Origin of the sequence: Arenimonas sp., from assembly GCF_047602345.1 — a bacterium.
Taxonomy (GTDB): domain Bacteria; phylum Pseudomonadota; class Gammaproteobacteria; order Xanthomonadales; family Xanthomonadaceae; genus Arenimonas.
Map to the genome: position 1 here is coordinate 873,642 of NZ_JASGHN010000006.1, position 14,894 is coordinate 888,535.

General features: G+C 67.3%; 17 protein-coding genes and 1 other RNA gene. 5 read left to right on the top strand and 13 right to left on the bottom strand.

Going from position 1 to position 14,894, the window contains the following annotated elements; translation table 11 throughout:
• Position 1: 1 nt before the first annotated feature.
• The 3 genes from mraZ to rsmI form a co-directional block, all read right to left on the bottom strand.
• Positions 2-445, bottom strand: a complete 444-nt coding sequence (gene mraZ, locus QM707_RS08580) for a division/cell wall cluster transcriptional repressor MraZ (RefSeq protein WP_415001435.1) — start codon at positions 443-445, stop codon at positions 2-4.
• A 381-nt stretch (positions 446-826) separates the two neighbouring features.
• Positions 827-1,200, bottom strand: an RNA gene (rnpB, locus tag QM707_RS08585) — RNase P RNA component class A.
• Positions 1,201-1,317: 117 nt separating this feature from the next.
• Entirely contained in the window at positions 1,318-2,154 is an 837-nt protein-coding gene (rsmI, locus tag QM707_RS08590) for a 16S rRNA (cytidine(1402)-2'-O)-methyltransferase (RefSeq protein WP_415001830.1), read from the bottom strand.
• A gap of 64 nt (positions 2,155-2,218) precedes the next feature.
• Between rsmI and QM707_RS08595 the strand changes: the two genes are divergently transcribed.
• The 5 genes from QM707_RS08595 to QM707_RS08615 are packed head-to-tail and all read left to right on the top strand — an operon-like array spanning position 2,219 to position 7,158.
• Positions 2,219-3,946: a penicillin-binding protein activator gene (locus QM707_RS08595; RefSeq protein ID WP_415001436.1), complete on the top strand. Its 1,728-nt coding sequence runs from the start codon at positions 2,219-2,221 to the stop codon at positions 3,944-3,946.
• Complete coding sequence (locus QM707_RS08600; RefSeq protein WP_415001831.1) at positions 3,936-4,310, top strand: YraN family protein; 375 nt, start codon at positions 3,936-3,938, stop codon at positions 4,308-4,310. The genes QM707_RS08595 and QM707_RS08600 overlap by 11 nt, the downstream gene beginning before the upstream one ends.
• A gap of 42 nt (positions 4,311-4,352) precedes the next feature.
• On the top strand, positions 4,353-5,732 hold the full coding sequence (locus QM707_RS08605; protein WP_415001437.1) for an FAD-binding oxidoreductase: 1,380 nt from the start codon (positions 4,353-4,355) through the stop codon (positions 5,730-5,732).
• A gap of 11 nt (positions 5,733-5,743) precedes the next feature.
• Positions 5,744-6,562: a hypothetical protein gene (locus QM707_RS08610; RefSeq protein ID WP_415001438.1), complete on the top strand. Its 819-nt coding sequence runs from the start codon at positions 5,744-5,746 to the stop codon at positions 6,560-6,562.
• Positions 6,559-7,158, top strand: a complete 600-nt coding sequence (locus QM707_RS08615) for a uracil-DNA glycosylase family protein (protein ID WP_415001439.1) — start codon at positions 6,559-6,561, stop codon at positions 7,156-7,158. Before QM707_RS08610 ends, QM707_RS08615 begins: the two co-directional genes overlap by 4 nt.
• Here the strand turns inward: QM707_RS08615 and QM707_RS08620 are convergent.
• The 10 genes from QM707_RS08620 to glyA all read right to left on the bottom strand — a co-directional run bounded on the left by QM707_RS08620 (position 7,155) and on the right by glyA (position 14,815).
• A complete protein-coding gene (locus tag QM707_RS08620; protein WP_415001440.1) occupies positions 7,155-7,643 on the bottom strand; it encodes a phosphatidylglycerophosphatase A in 489 nt (162 codons plus the stop codon). The genes QM707_RS08615 and QM707_RS08620 overlap by 4 nt on opposite strands.
• Positions 7,640-8,602, bottom strand: a complete 963-nt coding sequence (gene thiL, locus QM707_RS08625; RefSeq protein ID WP_415001441.1) for a thiamine-phosphate kinase — start codon at positions 8,600-8,602, stop codon at positions 7,640-7,642. The genes QM707_RS08620 and thiL overlap by 4 nt, the downstream gene beginning before the upstream one ends.
• A 52-nt stretch (positions 8,603-8,654) precedes the next feature.
• The gene (nusB, locus tag QM707_RS08630; RefSeq protein ID WP_415001442.1) at positions 8,655-9,116 is read right to left on the bottom strand and encodes a transcription antitermination factor NusB; all 462 of its coding nucleotides are present in this window, start codon (positions 9,114-9,116) and stop codon (positions 8,655-8,657) included.
• On the bottom strand, positions 9,113-9,592 hold the full coding sequence (ribH, locus tag QM707_RS08635; protein WP_415001443.1) for a 6,7-dimethyl-8-ribityllumazine synthase: 480 nt from the start codon (positions 9,590-9,592) through the stop codon (positions 9,113-9,115). Before ribH ends, nusB begins: the two co-directional genes overlap by 4 nt.
• A 63-nt stretch (positions 9,593-9,655) precedes the next feature.
• Entirely contained in the window at positions 9,656-10,753 is a 1,098-nt protein-coding gene (gene ribB / locus QM707_RS08640; RefSeq protein ID WP_415001444.1) for a 3,4-dihydroxy-2-butanone-4-phosphate synthase, read from the bottom strand.
• Positions 10,750-11,352 (bottom strand): riboflavin synthase, encoded by a 603-nt coding sequence (locus tag QM707_RS08645; protein WP_415001445.1) that lies wholly within the window; start codon positions 11,350-11,352, stop codon positions 10,750-10,752. Before QM707_RS08645 ends, ribB begins: the two co-directional genes overlap by 4 nt.
• Entirely contained in the window at positions 11,352-12,458 is a 1,107-nt protein-coding gene (ribD, locus tag QM707_RS08650; RefSeq protein WP_415001446.1) for a bifunctional diaminohydroxyphosphoribosylaminopyrimidine deaminase/5-amino-6-(5-phosphoribosylamino)uracil reductase RibD, read from the bottom strand. The genes QM707_RS08645 and ribD overlap by 1 nt, the downstream gene beginning before the upstream one ends.
• Complete coding sequence (locus QM707_RS08655) at positions 12,455-12,934, bottom strand: GNAT family N-acetyltransferase (RefSeq protein WP_415001447.1); 480 nt, start codon at positions 12,932-12,934, stop codon at positions 12,455-12,457. The genes ribD and QM707_RS08655 overlap by 4 nt, the downstream gene beginning before the upstream one ends.
• Complete coding sequence (nrdR, locus tag QM707_RS08660) at positions 12,934-13,449, bottom strand: transcriptional regulator NrdR (RefSeq protein WP_415001448.1); 516 nt, start codon at positions 13,447-13,449, stop codon at positions 12,934-12,936. Before nrdR ends, QM707_RS08655 begins: the two co-directional genes overlap by 1 nt.
• A 115-nt stretch (positions 13,450-13,564) precedes the next feature.
• A complete protein-coding gene (gene glyA / locus QM707_RS08665; protein ID WP_415001449.1) occupies positions 13,565-14,815 on the bottom strand; it encodes a serine hydroxymethyltransferase in 1,251 nt (416 codons plus the stop codon).
• Positions 14,816-14,894: the final 79 nt, after the last annotated feature.

Genomic DNA, 14,894 nt, shown 5'->3' on the forward strand with positions numbered 1-14,894 from the left:
GTTAAAGCCTCAAATCGAGCATGTCCTCGCTGACCTCGTCTTCCGCGATCGTCAGACGGATCTGCGCGAGGTGCGCCTGCTCGCTCCACAGTTCGAACTTGTTGCCCATGCCCAGCAGCACCGCCTTCTTGTCGATGCCGACGGCGTTGCGATGACTGGCGGGAATCAGCACGCGACCATTGCCGTCCGGCTCGACCGGCGTTGCGGCGCCGACGAGCTTGAGCTGCAGGTTGCGATGCACCTTCTTCGCGTTCGGCAGCGCCATGACCTGGTCGCGGACCTTGGTCCAATCCGCTTCGGGGTACAGCCAGAGGCAGCCGGCTTCGTAGGGGTTGTAGGCCACGATCAGACGGCCGCCGGCGCTCGCCACCAGCTCCCGGAATGCGACCGGGATAGCCAGGCGGCCCTTGTCATCGATGGTGATCGCCGTTTCGCCCTGAAACATTTCCCCACTGATCCCCACAAAAAACCCGAAATTCCCTCGGAAGCCCACGTTAGTCCTGGGTCGGGGGGCTGTCAAGCAAAAAATCGGGAAAATTCGCTTTGGGAATCAATGTCTTGCACCAATCTTGAGAGACTGGTTTAAGAACCGTTTGGTTAGTCTTGTTTCCGTTCGACATTGCACCGAGTCGTGACCGCGGTCTCGGTCGGTGGGAAGGGAGGCGGAACTGGTCAAAAGCGCGCCAGCCCGGGCGTGGAACCGGAGGGATTGCGCAAACGGCGCCGAGGACAGTAAGGCTGGCCAGGCCAGGAGCTGGTAGACGGGCGGAACCAAGCCCGCTACCCACCGGCCTTGGGCCAGCCGGGAGCCGTTGGGGGACAGAAGTGGCGGAGCCGGCCGATAAGCCGGGTTCTGTCGTGGACAACCATTCCTCTCGGCCCTGCCTCACGGCAGGGCTCAAGCAGCGCACCCGGGGACGGGCCGAGCCAACCCATCGTCCCCCTATTTGGCCTTGCTCCAGGTGGGGTTTGCCGTGCCCTGCGGCGTTGGCCCCGCAGGCGGTGGGCTCTTACCCCACCGTTTCGCCCTTACCACGCACGGTCACCGCCCTTGCGGGTAGCAACCGCCGTTCGGCGGTTTGTTTTCTGTTGCACTTTCCGTCGGCTCGCGCCGCCCAGGCGTTACCTGGCACCTTGCTCTGTGGAGCCCGGACTTTCCTCGGCGCGATCGAGTCGCGACGCGGTTGTCTGGCCGACTCCGCCACAGCGGATTGTCTCACAGGCGCAGCATCAGGCCGCGCGCATCGCAGCCTCGCTGAGAAGCATCCGTACAGGTCATGTTGGGTTCGCTACGCCGCCCGCATGCAGCACGCGCACTCAATCCTGTCCGGCTTCGCCGCCGTACAGCGCTTTCCGAGGCGCGCCGCTGAGTTCAGCCGCCAGCTTCGCGGCCTGGGAGGGCTTCAGGTATTCGCCGAGTTTCGCGTACAAACGTTGGCCTTCCGCCAGGCGCGCAGCCGCATCGTCCTCGCAACCGCGCACGATCAGCACGAACTCGCCCTTGCGCTGGTTCTCGTCGGCAGCGACTTTCGCCGTCAGCTCGCCCAGCGTATCGCCGAGCACGGTTTCGAACAGCTTGCTCAGTTCGCGCGCCAGCACCGCCTCGCGCGCGCCGCCGAACACGACCGCCATGTCCGCCAGCGATTCCTCGATGCGATGCGAGCTCTCGTAGAACACCAGCGTGCGCGTTTCGCGCGCGAGTTGCTGCAATCGCTCGCGCCTCGCCGACGACTTCGCCGGCAGGAAGCCTTCGAAACAGAAGCGATCGCTCGGCACCCCGGCTACGGACAGCGCCGCGATCGCCGCGCATGCGCCCGGCAGCGGACTGACGCGCAAACCTGCGGCGCGCGCCTCGCGCACCAGTCGATAACCCGGGTCCGAGACCAGGGGCGTGCCCGCATCCGAGACCAGGGCCAGGCTCTCGCCGGCACGCAGGCGTGCGATCAGCCGGGCAGCGAATTCGGCCTCGTTGTGTTCATGTAGGGCCACGAGCGGCCGCTCCAGGCCGAAGGCGGCCAGCAATTGCCGGGTGTGCCGGGTGTCCTCGGCGCAGACGGCATCCACCGCAGCCAGCGTCTCCCGGGCCCTTGGACTCAGGTCGGCCAGATTGCCGATCGGCGTAGCCACGACATAAAGGGTGCCGGGAGAAATCACGGCCATGGGAGTCTCGTCGGTCCGAATGGGTATCATCTTAGTCGTATCGCCCCGGAAGCCCCCCATGCGCCTGCTGCCTGCCCTGTTGATCCCCCTGCTCCTCGTCGGTTGCGCCACGGTCAGCACGACGTCGGTCGTTCTGAGTCCGGAAGAACAGAACGCGATTTCGCTGTCTGCCGACGGCAAGTACCGCGATGCCGCCCTTGCCTGGCAGGCATTGGCCGACACCGCGCGCAGTCCGGCTCGCGATCGCGCGCTGGTGTTCGCGGCCGATGCCTGGGAGCGCGCCGGTGACAAGGACAAGGCCTTGCAGGCGCTGGCGCTCGCGAACCGGCGCAAGCTGCAGGGCGACGGCGCCTTCCTGCACGATATGCTCAGCGCGCAGTTCATGATCGATGCCGGACGCGGCGGCGATGCAGTGCCCTTGCTCGGCCAATCGCGCGACAGCGTACCTACGGCGCTCCGCACGCGATGGCATGCGCTGCGCGCCCGCGCCTTCGAGGCGGCCGGCATGTATTTCGAAACAGCCGCCGAACAAGCCTGGCTGCTGCAGGGGTTGTCGCCGCGCGAACGCAGCGCGGGCGCACGCAACATCGATCGCCAACTCGGCCGCCTGGACAGCCAGCAGCTGAGCCAGCGCAGCGGCGGGATGAATCCGTCCGACCCGCTCTATCCTTTCGTCGCGCGAGAACTCGGCAAGCGCGGCCTGCCCCTGCCCTTCCCGTTGCCGCGCTCAGGCCTGGCGCTGACGCAGGGCTTCCCGGCCGCCGAACGCGATGGCTACCGCCCGCCGGAAAGACTCGCTGTGCTGTTGCCGGCCAGCGGCAGCCTGGCCTCGGCTGGCGCCAGCGTGCGGGACGGCATCCTCGCCGCGTACTACGCCGAAACGCGCCGCCGTCCTGATATCCGTTTCTACGACAGCGCGGGCACCGCCGCAGGGGCGCAGAAAGCGGCGAAGCAGGCCGCCGCCGACGGGGCGCAACTCATCCTCGGTCCGCTGGCGCGCGAAGAAGTGAACGGACTTCTGGACGGCAATGAACCCGGTATCGGCGTGATCGCGCTCAACCGCGGCCAGAGCACGGCGCCGGGCAGCATCAACTTCGCTCTGACGCCGGACGAAGAAGGCCTGGTGACGGCCGATCGCCTGGTCGATCGCGGACTGCGTCGCGTACGCGTGTTCGTGCAACGCGACGACAGTTCGCAACGCACGCTGGTCGCATTCCGCGAACAACTGCGCGCGCGCGGCGGCGAGATCGTCGGGGAAAGCACCGTCGGCGACGAGGTCGGCGACCTCTCGCAGGCGCTGCAGGACGGCAAGGGCGCCGATGCGGTGTTCCTCGCAGTGAAAGCACCGGCGGCGCGCCTGATCGCCTCGCAACTGAAGACCTCGCCGATGGCGGCGCTGCCCCGCCTGTCGACTTCGCTGATCCTCAGCGGCGCGAGCGCGCGTCTCGATGGCGATCTGGACGGCATCGAATTCCCGGAACTGCCCTGGTTGCTCGACCAGCGTTCGAACCTGCCCGCCCCGGACGACCTGGCCAAGCGTTTGTCCAGCGCGCGCGGGCCGGCGCAACGCTTGTTCGCTTTCGGCATGGACGCCTGGCAACTCGCGGCCTATCTCGATCGGCTCGGCAGCGATCCGTCTTTCTCCCTCCGTGGCGCGACCGGCGAATTGAGCCTCGACAGTTTCGGCACCGTGCAACGCAACCCGGGTTGGGCCGTGTTCAGTGGCGGGCGTCCGCGCCCCGCGCCGGAACGCGCATTGCGCACGGAATCGACTTCTGGCCGCTGAGCGACAGGCCTCGGGGGCGGCGGCGGAAGACGCCGCCTGCATGCTGCTGCAGCGCGCGGGACTGAAGTTGCTGGAACGCAACGCGCGCTATCCGTTCGGCGAGCTCGATCTGGTGATGCTCGATGCCGCGACACTGGTCTTCGTGGAAGTGCGCTTGCGTCGCGATCCGCGTTTCGGCGGGGCCGCGGCTTCGATCGATCTCGGCAAACGCCGCAAGCTGGCATTGGCGGCACAGGCCTGGCTGGCGGCCAATCCGCGCCATGGCGATGCGCCCTGCCGTTTCGACGTAGTCGCCGCGACGCCCGCTGCGGATGGCCTGCAATGCGAATGGATCCGCAACGCGTTCACGATGGACGACCTGTAGTCCTTGCGAGCGACGCGCCAGGATAGGTTCTAGAATCGGCGCATGGACCCCGCCTCGCTAAGCGAACTACGCGCCCTGCTGGGCGAAGGCGCCTTGCTGGACGATCCGGCCGAACGCCTGGCCTATGGCTACGACAATTCGCGCCGACAGGCCCTGCCCGATGCCGTCGCCTTGCCGACCACCCGCGAGGAAGTCATCGCACTCGTGCGCTGGGCACGCATGCGTCGCGTGCCTCTGGTCGCGCGCGGGCGCGGCACCAACACCACCGGCGCCAGCGTACCGGTCGAAGGCGGCGTCGTGGTCGGCTTCGAGCGCATGAACCGCATCCTCGGTATCCGCCCCGGCGATCGTTGCGCGGTGGTGGAACCGGGCCTGCTCAATGGCGATCTGCAGCTCGCGTTGCGCCCGCACGGCCTGTTCTGGCCGCCCGACCCGACCAGCGCGCCTTATTGCAGCGTCGGCGGCAATATCGCCTGCAATGCCGGCGGGCCGCGCGCAGTGAAGTACGGTGCGACGCGCGACAACGTGCTCGCGCTCACTGCCGTCGCCGGCAACGGCGAACTGTTGCGCTTCGGTGCGGCGACGAGCAAGTCGTCCACCGGCTACGACCTGTCGCGGTTGCTGATCGGTTCGGAAGGGACGCTGGCACTGATCGTCGAGGCCAGCCTGCGCCTGGTGCCGGTGGCGCCGCAGCGGCGCGTGTTGCGTGCGCTGTACCGCGATGTCGATGCCGCCGCGCAGGCCGTGTCGCGCCTGATGGCGCAGCCGGTGACGCCTTCGATGCTTGAGTTCATGGACGCCGACTGCGTACGCTTGGCGCGCGACCTCGGCGGCGTCCCGCTGCCCGATGCCGGGGCCTTGCTGATGATCGAGGCGGACGGCGATGCCCAGTCCCTGGATGCCGCGATCGCGGCGTTGCGCGAAGCGGCCTCCGGCAACGGATGCCTGGAAGTGCGCGATGCCATCGATGCCGCGCAGTCCGAAGCCTTGTGGGCTGCGCGCAAAGCCCTGTCGCCGGCCCTGCGCAGCATCGCCAGCGGCAAGATCAACGAGGACGTGGTGGTGCCGGTCTCGCGCATTCCCGATCTGCTGCGGCGCGTTGGCGACATCGCCGAGAGGCACGCCCTGCGAATCGTCTGCTTCGGCCATGCCGGCAACGGCAACCTGCATGTGAACATTCTCTACGACGCCGACGACGCGACGCAGGAACGTCGCGCTTCCGATGCCTTGGCCGAAGTATTCGCCGCGACCTTGTCGCTGGGCGGGCAACTGTCGGGCGAGCACGGCATCGGCCTGGCAAAACGCGATTTCATGGCGCAAGCGCTGGAGCCGCCCACGCTGGAGGCGATGCGCGCGATCAAGCGCGTCTTCGATCCCGATGGCATCCTGAATCCAGGCAAGATCCTGCCGGCCGGCGGCTGAGGAGCGATCGCATGCACCGCATCATCCGGATCCTGATCGTGCTTTTCGCTGCGGCGTTCGCCCTGCCGACGGGATCGCAGGTGCAATCCGCCGCCCCGACGCGCGTGCTGTTCGTCGGCAACAGCTACACCTACGTCAACAACCTGCCGGCGCTGTTCGTCGCACTCGCGAACGCGCAACCGGGCAGGAACTCTTACGAAGCCGACCTCATCGCAGCGCCCGGCGGAAGCATCGCCGAACGCTGGCAGGACGGCGTGGCCGCCGGCGAAATCGCCAGTGGTCGCTGGCAGGTGCTGGTACTGCAGGAGCGCGGCGGCCAGTTGGCCTGCCTGGGCAAGCCGAATGCGCGCAGCGAACCGGAATGCCAGGCGATCGTCGCGGCGCATCGCAAGTTCGCCGCGCTGGCGAAGCGGCACGGCATGCGCGTACTGCTGTTCGGCACCTGGGGACCGGATGCCATCTGGCAGGGCCAACTCAGTCGCGGACTGCGCAAGCTCGCCGATGCCACCAGCGCCGAAGCCGTGGACATCGGTGCCGACGTACGCGCCTACGGCGAAGCGCACGCGGAAACGAAGCTGTATACGGATTCGACCCTGCATCCCGCGCTCGACGCGAGCCTGCTGGCTGCGGGTCGCCTCTATCGCCAGATCGAAGGTCGTGCAGCCGAACCGATCGCTTTCGAAACGCAGGCAGCCCTGTTGCCTACGCGCGCGGCCGTCCGGGCCGACCGCCCGCTTTCGCAGCAAGCCGACATGCGTGGGGATGGCGGCATCGTTCGCATCGATGCCGCGCGGCTGCGTCCGCTGCTGGCCGCGACGACCGCGCCGTGAACCCGATCCCGCCGGCCACGCCGCTCGCTGCCATGTTGGCGGAGGTCCGCGCCTGCCGGCTATGCGAGGCGCACTTGCCGCTGGAACCGCGGCCGGTGTTGCGGGCGTCCGAGACCGCGCGGCTGTTGATCGTCGGACAGGCGCCGGGCACGCTCGTGCATGGCAGCGGCATTCCCTGGAACGACGCCAGCGGCATGCGCCTGCGCGACTGGCTGCGCATCGATCGCGATGCCTTCTACGACGAGAGCCGCGTCGCCATCGTGCCGATGGGCTTCTGCTATCCCGGGCGCGGCGCTTCCGGCGACTTGCCGCCACGACCGGAGTGTTCGCAGACCTGGCACCCGCGCCTGTTGCCCTTGTTGACGGACGTGCGCCTGGTGCTCGCCATCGGCCAGTACGCACAGCAGTACTTCCTGGGCACGCAACGCAAGAAGTCGCTGACCGATACGGTCCGCGCATGGGACGAATACGCGCCGCGCTATTTCCCGCTGCCGCATCCCAGCCCGCGCAACATCGCCTGGTTCCAGCACAACCCCTGGTTCGAGCGCGAGGTGTTGCCGGCCTTGCGCGAGCGCGTGGCGGGTGCCTTGCTCTAGAGCGGAACGAAACGCGCCAGCAATTGCAGGCATCCGCAAGCGAGCAGACCGGCCAACGCATCGTCGGCCATCGCGCCGAAGCCACCATGCAGTTCGCGATCGGCCCAACGCACCGGCCAGGGCTTCCAGATGTCGAACAGGCGGAACAGCGCGAAGCCCGCGGCGACCCATATCCAACCCGCCGGAGCCAAGGCAAGCGCCAGCCATTGGCCGACGAATTCGTCCCAGACGACGACGCCGGGGTCTTCGATGCGCGTTCGGTCGATGACCCATTGACTGGCCCAGACGCCCAGCGCGAAAGCGAGCGCGACGATGCCGACGTAATACGGCAGCGGCAGATGACGCAACCAGAACCACCAAGGCAGCAACGCGGCCAGCGAACCGAAGGTGCCGGCGGCATAGGGCGCCAAGCCGACGCCGAAACCGCTGGCGATCCATCCCAGCGGATGCGTCAGCACGACGCGTTTCGAAGCCGGTGCGTTCATGCGCCAGCCTCGCCGAAATGATCGAAGCCCGAAGACTGCGTCACGAAGGCTTCGCCTTCCGGCGTACGCAACAGCAGGCCGCGCTCGCGCCGCACATGTCCGATCACGGTAGCGCTGGTCTCGCAGGCCGCCATCGCCTGCTCGATCGCCAAGGCGTCGGAAGGCGGCGCGGTGAAGCATAGTTCGTAGTCGTCGCCGCCGGCGAGTTGCAGGTTCCAGCGCAGGGTCTCGTCGGCATAGTGATCGGCCAGCGTGCGCGAGGTCGGCAGGCGGCCAAGATCGAGTTCGGCGCCGACGCCGCTGGCTTCGAGCACATGGCCGAGATCGGCCACCAGGCCATCGCTGAGGTCGATCGCGGCCGTCGCCAGGCCGCGCAAGGCCAGCGCCGCTTCGATGCGTGGCGTCGGCCGGTCGAGTCGATACCTCAATTTCGCCGATTGCAGTCCTCCCTGACGCCACTGCTTCAAAGCGCCGGCAGCATCACCCAGCGAACCGGTGACCCAGATGTCTTCGCCCGCACGCGCACCGGAGCGCCGTAGCGCCTGGTCCGCAGGAACGAATCCCTGCACCGTCACGGTGATCGACAACTCGCCGCGCGTGGTGTCGCCGCCGATCAACGCGACTTCATGCGCCTGCGCCAATTCGAGGAAACCGTCGAGGAACTCGTCCAGCCAGTCGGCATCGGGCGACGGCAAGGTCAGGGCCAGCGAGGCCCAGGCCGGCGTTGCCGCCATGGCCGCCAGATCGCTGAGGTTCACCGCCAATGATTTCCAGCCGATGTCCGCCGCGCTCGATTCGCGGGGGAAATGGCGCCCCGCGATCAGCGTGTCGGTGCTGACGACGAGCGCCTGCCCTTCCGGCACGCGCAGCAGGGCCGCGTCGTCGCCGATGCCGAGCAACACATCGCCGCGCGTCGCGGCGCGGGCGCGAATGCGTTCGATCAGCGAGAACTCGGCCACGTCGTCATCCCATGCATCAGGGCGAGGCGCCGGACGTTCGGCACGCCGCGGCTCAGCCGCGACGCGACGACTGCGCCTCGGTCGCGCGCCAGAACAAAGCCGCACGATCGAGCACGCCGTTGACGTAGGTATGGCCGTGGTCGGCGCCGAAACGCTTCGTCGTCTCGATCGCTTCGTTGATGACGACGCGGTACGGCACGTCCGGGCGGAACTTCAATTCGTAGGCGGCGATGCGCAGCACCGCGCGCTCGATCGGGTCGACCTGCGCGATGCCGCGGTCGATGAACTGCGCGAGCCCGGCATCGAGCTCGGCGCAGTTGCTTTCCACGCCGCGCACCAGGGCCTCGAAGTATTCGAGGTCGGCCACTTCCATGTCCTGCTCGTGGCGGAACTGGTCGATGACCTTGTCGATCGACGACTGCGACAGCTGCCAGGCGTAGACCGCCTGCAGGGCGCGGCGACGGGCGCGCGAACGCGCGGCGGGATCGATGCCATCGTTGCGATGCGGTTTCATGCCTTGCCGTGTTCCAGTTGCTGCAGCAGGTGCGCCATTTCCATCGCCGCCAAAGCGGCCTCTTCGCCCTTGTTCCCGAGGTTGCCGCCGGCGCGGGCCTCGGCATGGGCATGTTCCTCCACCGCCAGCACGCCGTTGGCCACCGGCAATCGGTAGTCGACGGCAACGCGCATCAGTCCACTGGCGCATTCGTCGGCGACGTGTTCGTAGTGCCGCGTCTCGCCACGCACGACGCAACCGAGCGCGATCAAGGCCGCGTGCCTGCGGGCATGCGCCAGCGAAGCGGCGATGCCGGGCAACTCCCAGGCACCGGGCACGCGCACGATGTCGATCTGTTCCTCGCGCACGCCGTTGCCGATCAGGGCCTGGCGCGCGCCATCGACCAGCACATCGGTGATGCGCGGGTTCCAGCGGCTCGCCAGGATCGCGTAGCGCGCCTCGGGCAGCGGACGGATATCGCCTTCGTAACGGGGCATGGCAGTGCTTGGGCTCGTGGACGGTCAGTTTATCAGGCGTGCCCGGCGGACGCGCCCGAGGGCTCAGTCGGTGGCCAGGCGCACGTACTCGACCACTTCCAGGCCGTAGCCAGCCAGCCCGATCTGCCGGCGCGGCGTGCCGAGCACGCGCAGGCGCTTCAGACCCAGGTCGGCCAGTATTTGGGCACCCGCGCCGTTGCGGCGCCATTGCGCCGTCTTGCCGGCCTCGGTCTCCGGGAGCTCGCCGATGCGGGCCAGCAGGTCGGCCGGCGCCAGTGTTTCGGCCAGCACGACGACGACGCCGCAGCCCTCCTTCGCCACCGCCGCCATGGCCTCGGCCGCGCTGATGCCGAAATCCGCGCGGCGCCAGTGCAGCACGTCGGAAAGCGGATTCTTCACGTGCACGCGCACCAGGGTCGGTGCGTCCGCCGACGGCTCGCCGCAGATCAATGCGAAGTGCAGCTCGTGCGTCAGGCGATCGCGATACGTGTGAAGCCGAAACGGACCCTGTGCGGTATCGATGACGCGCTCGTCCACGCGCTCGACCGTATGTTCGGTTTCGAGGCGATAACGGATCAGGTCTTCGATCGAACCGATCTTCAAACCGTGCTCGGCCGCGAAGGCCTCCAGTTGCGGGCGACGCGCCATGCTGCCATCGGCATTGAGAATCTCCACCAGCACGCCCGCCGGTTCGAGCCCTGCCAGCAGGGCGAGATCGCTCGCCGCTTCGGTATGCCCGGTGCGTGTCAGCACGCCGCCGGGTTGCGCCATCAACGGAAAGATATGCCCGGGTTGGGTCAAATCATCGGGCTTCGCATCGGGCCGCACGGCGGTGCGGATCGTATGCGCGCGGTCGTAGGCGGAGATGCCGGTACTGACGCCTTCGGCGGCCTCGATGCTGACGGTGAAGTTGGTCTGGTAGGGCGAGCGGTTGTCGCTGACCATCAGCGGCAACTGCAGTTGCCGGCAACGCTCGCGCGTCAGCGCCAGGCAGACCAGGCCACGCGCATGCGTGACCATGAAATTGATATCGCTCGGGCGCACCAGCTCGGCGGCCATGATCAGGTCGCCTTCGTTCTCGCGATCCTCGTCATCGACGACAACGACCATGCGACCGGCACGGATGTCGGCCAGCAGTTCGGGAACGGAAGCGAAACTCATGTCCAGTCCTTGGTGGTCGCGAGGCGTTCGACGTAACGCGCCACGACATCGATTTCCAGGTTCACCGGCGAACCCGCCGTGGTCGCTGCGAAGGCCGTGTGCGCCACCGTATGCGGCACCAGGTTCACCTCGAAGCCGCGATCGTCGGCGGAGTTCACCGTGAGACTGACGCCATCCACGGCGATCGAACCCTTCACGGCGATGTAGCGCAGAAGGGCTTTCGGCGCTGCGAAACGCCAGCGCTGCGAACGCCCGTCCTCGACGATGCGCTCGACCGCGCCGACGCCGTCGACATGGCCGGCGACCAGATGGCCGCCGAGGTGATCGCTCGCACGAAGCGAGCGCTCCAGATTGACCGGCGCGCCGTCCGCCAGACTCCCCAAGGTCGTCAGCGCCAGCGTTTCGTTCGACACATCGGCGAAGAATTTCTCGGCATCGAAAGCGACGACGGTCAGGCAGACGCCGGAGACGGCAATACTCTCGCCGAGCTGCACATCGTCCATGCGCAAGGCGCCGACAGCGATGCCCAGCCGCAGATCACCGCCGCGGGCTTCGCGGCTTGCGATGCGACCCACGGCCTGGATCAGTCCCGTGAACATCAGCTCGCCTGCGGTGCCGGTCGCAGCAGGAAGCGGTGGTCGTCGCCGATGCGGCGCGCATCGACCACACGCCAACCGAGGCGATCGCGCATGCTGGCGATGTCGAGCCCGCCGAACAGCGGTCGTGCGCTGTCGCCGAGCAGGACGGGCGCGACATAGAGCAGCAGCTCGTCGACCAGTCCCGCCTGCAGCAAGGCGCCGCCCAGCGTGGCGCCTGCCTCCACCTGTACTTCGTTGATGTCGCGTCGGCCGAGTTCCTTCAGCGCCGCCTCCAGATCGAGCCTGCCCTCGCCCGCCTTCGGCAAGGCCACGAGTTCGGCGCCGGAAAAGCCTCTGGGCGCACGCGCGCCGGCAGCGTGCAGGTACAGCGTCGGCGCGCTACCGTCGCGAACACGACCGCGTGCCACCGTCGCCAAACCCGGGTCGAGAACGACGCGCAACGGCGGCATCACCTCCCTGTCTTCGGGCAATCGCACGGTGAGCTGCGGATCGTCGGCGAGCACCGTACCGCTTGCCGTCAGTAAGGCCCCGCTGCGCGCGCGCCAATGCTGCACATCGAGACGCGCGGCCTCCGACGTGATCCATTTCGATTCGCCGCTGGCCAGGGCCGTGCGTCCGTCCAGGCTCATGCCGAGCTTGATGCGGAGCCAAGGCCGGCCGCGCTCGATGCGCGAGAAAAATCCGCGATTGAGCTCGCGTGCCTGAGCTTCCATCAATCCGGTTTCGACGGCGATGCCGGTCTCGCGCAGTTTCGCCAGGCCAGCTCCATCCACTTGCGCGTACGGATCGCGTGTCGCGGCCACGACACGTGCAACACCGGCGGCCACCAGGGCATCGGCGCAAGGCGGCGTACGGCCCTGGTGCGCGCATGGCTCCAAGGTCACGTAAGCGGTGGCACCACGGGCCCGCTCTCCTGCCGCTTGCAGCGCAAGCGCTTCGGCATGTGGTTCGCCCGCACGCCGATGGAAGTCCTCGGCGACGACTGCGCCATCTTGCACCAGCACGCAGCCGACCATCGGGTTCGGGCGCGTGGTGTAGACGCCGCGTTCGGCCAGGCGCAGCGCACGGGCCATGAACGCGTGGTCGTCGGCGCTGAATCCACTCATGCGGCGAGCCTCCGGGGTTCGATGGCCATCACATCGACCGGCGTACCGAGCAGATCTTCGCGGCGAAACGCCTGCCAACCGAGGCGCCGGTAGAAGTCCGCATGTTCGGGCGTGAACAGCAGCAGGCGCGGCACATCGTTTTCGGCGGCAAGTCGCACTGCCGCCAGCACGAGCTCCTTGCCGAGCCCACGACCGCGCGCTTCCGGCACGACATACAGGCTGGCCAGCCAGGGACTGCCGATGAACTGCAAGGCGGGCGCGTCTTCCGTCACGACGCTGACCGAACCAAGCAGGCTGTCGCCCTCCAGCAGCAGCAAGGTGGTCGGAATACCGCGACGGCTGGCGTGATCGCGCAGCTCCTGCATCGCCACCGCCAGCGTCCAGTCGTCGTACAGATGCGCCCACTGCGCGTGATGCCAGGCGGCCAGTTCAGCGACACGCTCGGGGTGCGCTGCGATCGGTTCGATGCGCATCATCAACGTTTGTTGTTCTTCTGCGGCTCGTCGAGCAGCGGCAGCTGCTCAGTCGCGAGTCCGGGCAGGTCGCGCTCGAGACGCTCGATCTCCTCGCGGAAATCGGCGACGTCCTCGAAGCGGCGGTAGACGGAGGCGAAACGCACGTAAGCGACCTGATCGAGCTTCTTCAGCTCTTCCATCACGAAGACGCCGACCCTGCGCGACGGGATCTCGCGCTCGCCGCTCATGCGCAGGGCATGGATGACCCCGCGCACGGCCGCATCGATCTGTTCGGCCGAGACCGGGCGTTTCTGCAAGGCGCGCTCGAAACCGGTGCGCAGCTTGCGCTCTTCGAAACTCTCGCGCCGACCGTCGCTCTTCACCAGCGTCGGCATCTTCAGCTCGGCCGTCTCGAAGGTATTGAAACGTTCGCCGCAGGACTCGCACTCGCGCCGGCGACGGATGGTCGAACCATCCTCGGAAACACGCGAATCGATCACGCGGGTGTCTTCGTGCTGGCAGAAGGGGCAATGCATGAGCTAGGAAAGAGTGGAGAGAAAAGAGAAACGAGAGAAAGCAACGCCGGTGCGAGCGAATAACACTCGTTCCTCGTTCCTCCCCACTCGTTTTTCGTTCTTATTCACTCGTTTCTTATCCATAGACGGGAAACTGCTTGCACTGCAGCGTCACGTTCTCGCGTACGCCGGCGATGACCTTGTCGTCGTTCGGGGCGTCGAGTACGTCGCACATCCAGTTCGCCAGCGCCACGCAGTCGGGCTCCTTGTAGCCACGCGTCGTGACGGCCGGCGTGCCGATGCGCAGGCCCGAGGTGACGAAGGGCTTCTGCGGATCGTTCGGTACCGCGTTCTTGTTCACGGTGATGTGCGCCTTGCCCAAAGCCGCCTCGGCATCCTTGCCGGTGATGCCCTTGCCGATCATGTCGACGAGCATCAAATGGTTCTCGGTGCCGCCGGAGACGATCTTGTAGCCACGCGAGATGATCGTCTTCGCCATCGCCTGCGCATTCTTCACCACCTGCTGCTGGTATTCGGTGAAGGCCGGATCCAGCGCCTCCTTGAAAGCGAGCGCCTTGGCGGCGATGACGTGCATCAGCGGGCCGCCCTGGATGCCGGGAAAAACGATCGACTGCAGCTTCTTCTCGATCTCCTCGTTGGCCTTGGCGACGATGATGCCGCCGCGCGGGCCGCGCAGCGTCTTGTGCGTGGTCGAGGTGACGACGTGCGCATGCGGTACCGGATTCGGGTAGACGCCGGCTGCGACCAGGCCGGCGACATGCGCCATGTCGACGAACAGATAGGCGCCGATCTTGTCAGCGATGGCGCGGAAGCGCGCCCAGTCGACGACGCGCGAGTAGGCCGAGAACCCGGCGACGACCATCTTCGGCTTGTGCTCGAGCGCGAGGCGCTCGACTTCGTCGTAATCGATCAGACCCTGCTCGTTCACGCCGTACTGCACGGCCTTGAGCAGCTTGCCGCTGATGTTGACGCTGGCGCCGTGGGTGAGATGGCCGCCGTGCGCGAGCGACATGCCGAGGATCGTGTCGCCCGGGCTCAGCAGCGCGAAATACACGGCCTGGTTCGCCTGCGAGCCCGAATGCGGCTGCACGTTGGCGTAATCGGCGCCGAACAACTGCTTCACGCGCTCGATCGCCAGCTTCTCGGCGATGTCGACGAACTCGCAGCCGCCGTAATAGCGCTTGCCCGGGTAGCCTTCGGCGTACTTGTTGGTCAGCACGCTGCCCTGCGCTTCCAGCACGCGCGGGGACGCGTAGTTTTCCGACGCAATCAGCTCGACGTGGTCCTCCTGGCGGCTGCGTTCGGATTCGATGGCCTTGGCCAGGGCGTCGTCGTAGCCGGCAATGCGCATGTCGCGGGGGAACATTCGGCGGTCCTCGGGAGGGCGGAGAGAGGCGAAATTGTAGCGCCGGCGCGGGTTTAGGGCCATCGGCATGCCCGGCGAA

What these genes read in the sequence shown, in the direction of transcription:
- mraZ (WP_415001435.1), bottom strand. Translation starts at nt 445, where the DNA reads ATGTTTCAGGGCGAAACGGCGATCACCATCGATGACAAGGGCCGCCTG.
- QM707_RS08610 (WP_415001438.1), top strand. Translation starts at nt 5,744, where the DNA reads ATGCACCGCATCATCCGGATCCTGATCGTGCTTTTCGCTGCGGCGTTC.
- QM707_RS08645 (WP_415001445.1), bottom strand. Translation starts at nt 11,352, where the DNA reads ATGTTCACGGGACTGATCCAGGCCGTGGGTCGCATCGCAAGCCGCGAA.
- QM707_RS08595 (WP_415001436.1), top strand. Translation starts at nt 2,219, where the DNA reads ATGCGCCTGCTGCCTGCCCTGTTGATCCCCCTGCTCCTCGTCGGTTGC.
- ribD (WP_415001446.1), bottom strand. Translation starts at nt 12,458, where the DNA reads ATGAGTGGATTCAGCGCCGACGACCACGCGTTCATGGCCCGTGCGCTG.
- nrdR (WP_415001448.1), bottom strand. Translation starts at nt 13,449, where the DNA reads ATGCATTGCCCCTTCTGCCAGCACGAAGACACCCGCGTGATCGATTCG.
- ribH (WP_415001443.1), bottom strand. Translation starts at nt 9,592, where the DNA reads ATGCCCCGTTACGAAGGCGATATCCGTCCGCTGCCCGAGGCGCGCTAC.
- ribB (WP_415001444.1), bottom strand. Translation starts at nt 10,753, where the DNA reads ATGAGTTTCGCTTCCGTTCCCGAACTGCTGGCCGACATCCGTGCCGGT.
- glyA (WP_415001449.1), bottom strand. Translation starts at nt 14,815, where the DNA reads ATGTTCCCCCGCGACATGCGCATTGCCGGCTACGACGACGCCCTGGCC.
- nusB (WP_415001442.1), bottom strand. Translation starts at nt 9,116, where the DNA reads ATGAAACCGCATCGCAACGATGGCATCGATCCCGCCGCGCGTTCGCGC.
- QM707_RS08620 (WP_415001440.1), bottom strand. Translation starts at nt 7,643, where the DNA reads ATGAACGCACCGGCTTCGAAACGCGTCGTGCTGACGCATCCGCTGGGA.
- QM707_RS08655 (WP_415001447.1), bottom strand. Translation starts at nt 12,934, where the DNA reads ATGATGCGCATCGAACCGATCGCAGCGCACCCCGAGCGTGTCGCTGAA.
- QM707_RS08605 (WP_415001437.1), top strand. Translation starts at nt 4,353, where the DNA reads ATGGACCCCGCCTCGCTAAGCGAACTACGCGCCCTGCTGGGCGAAGGC.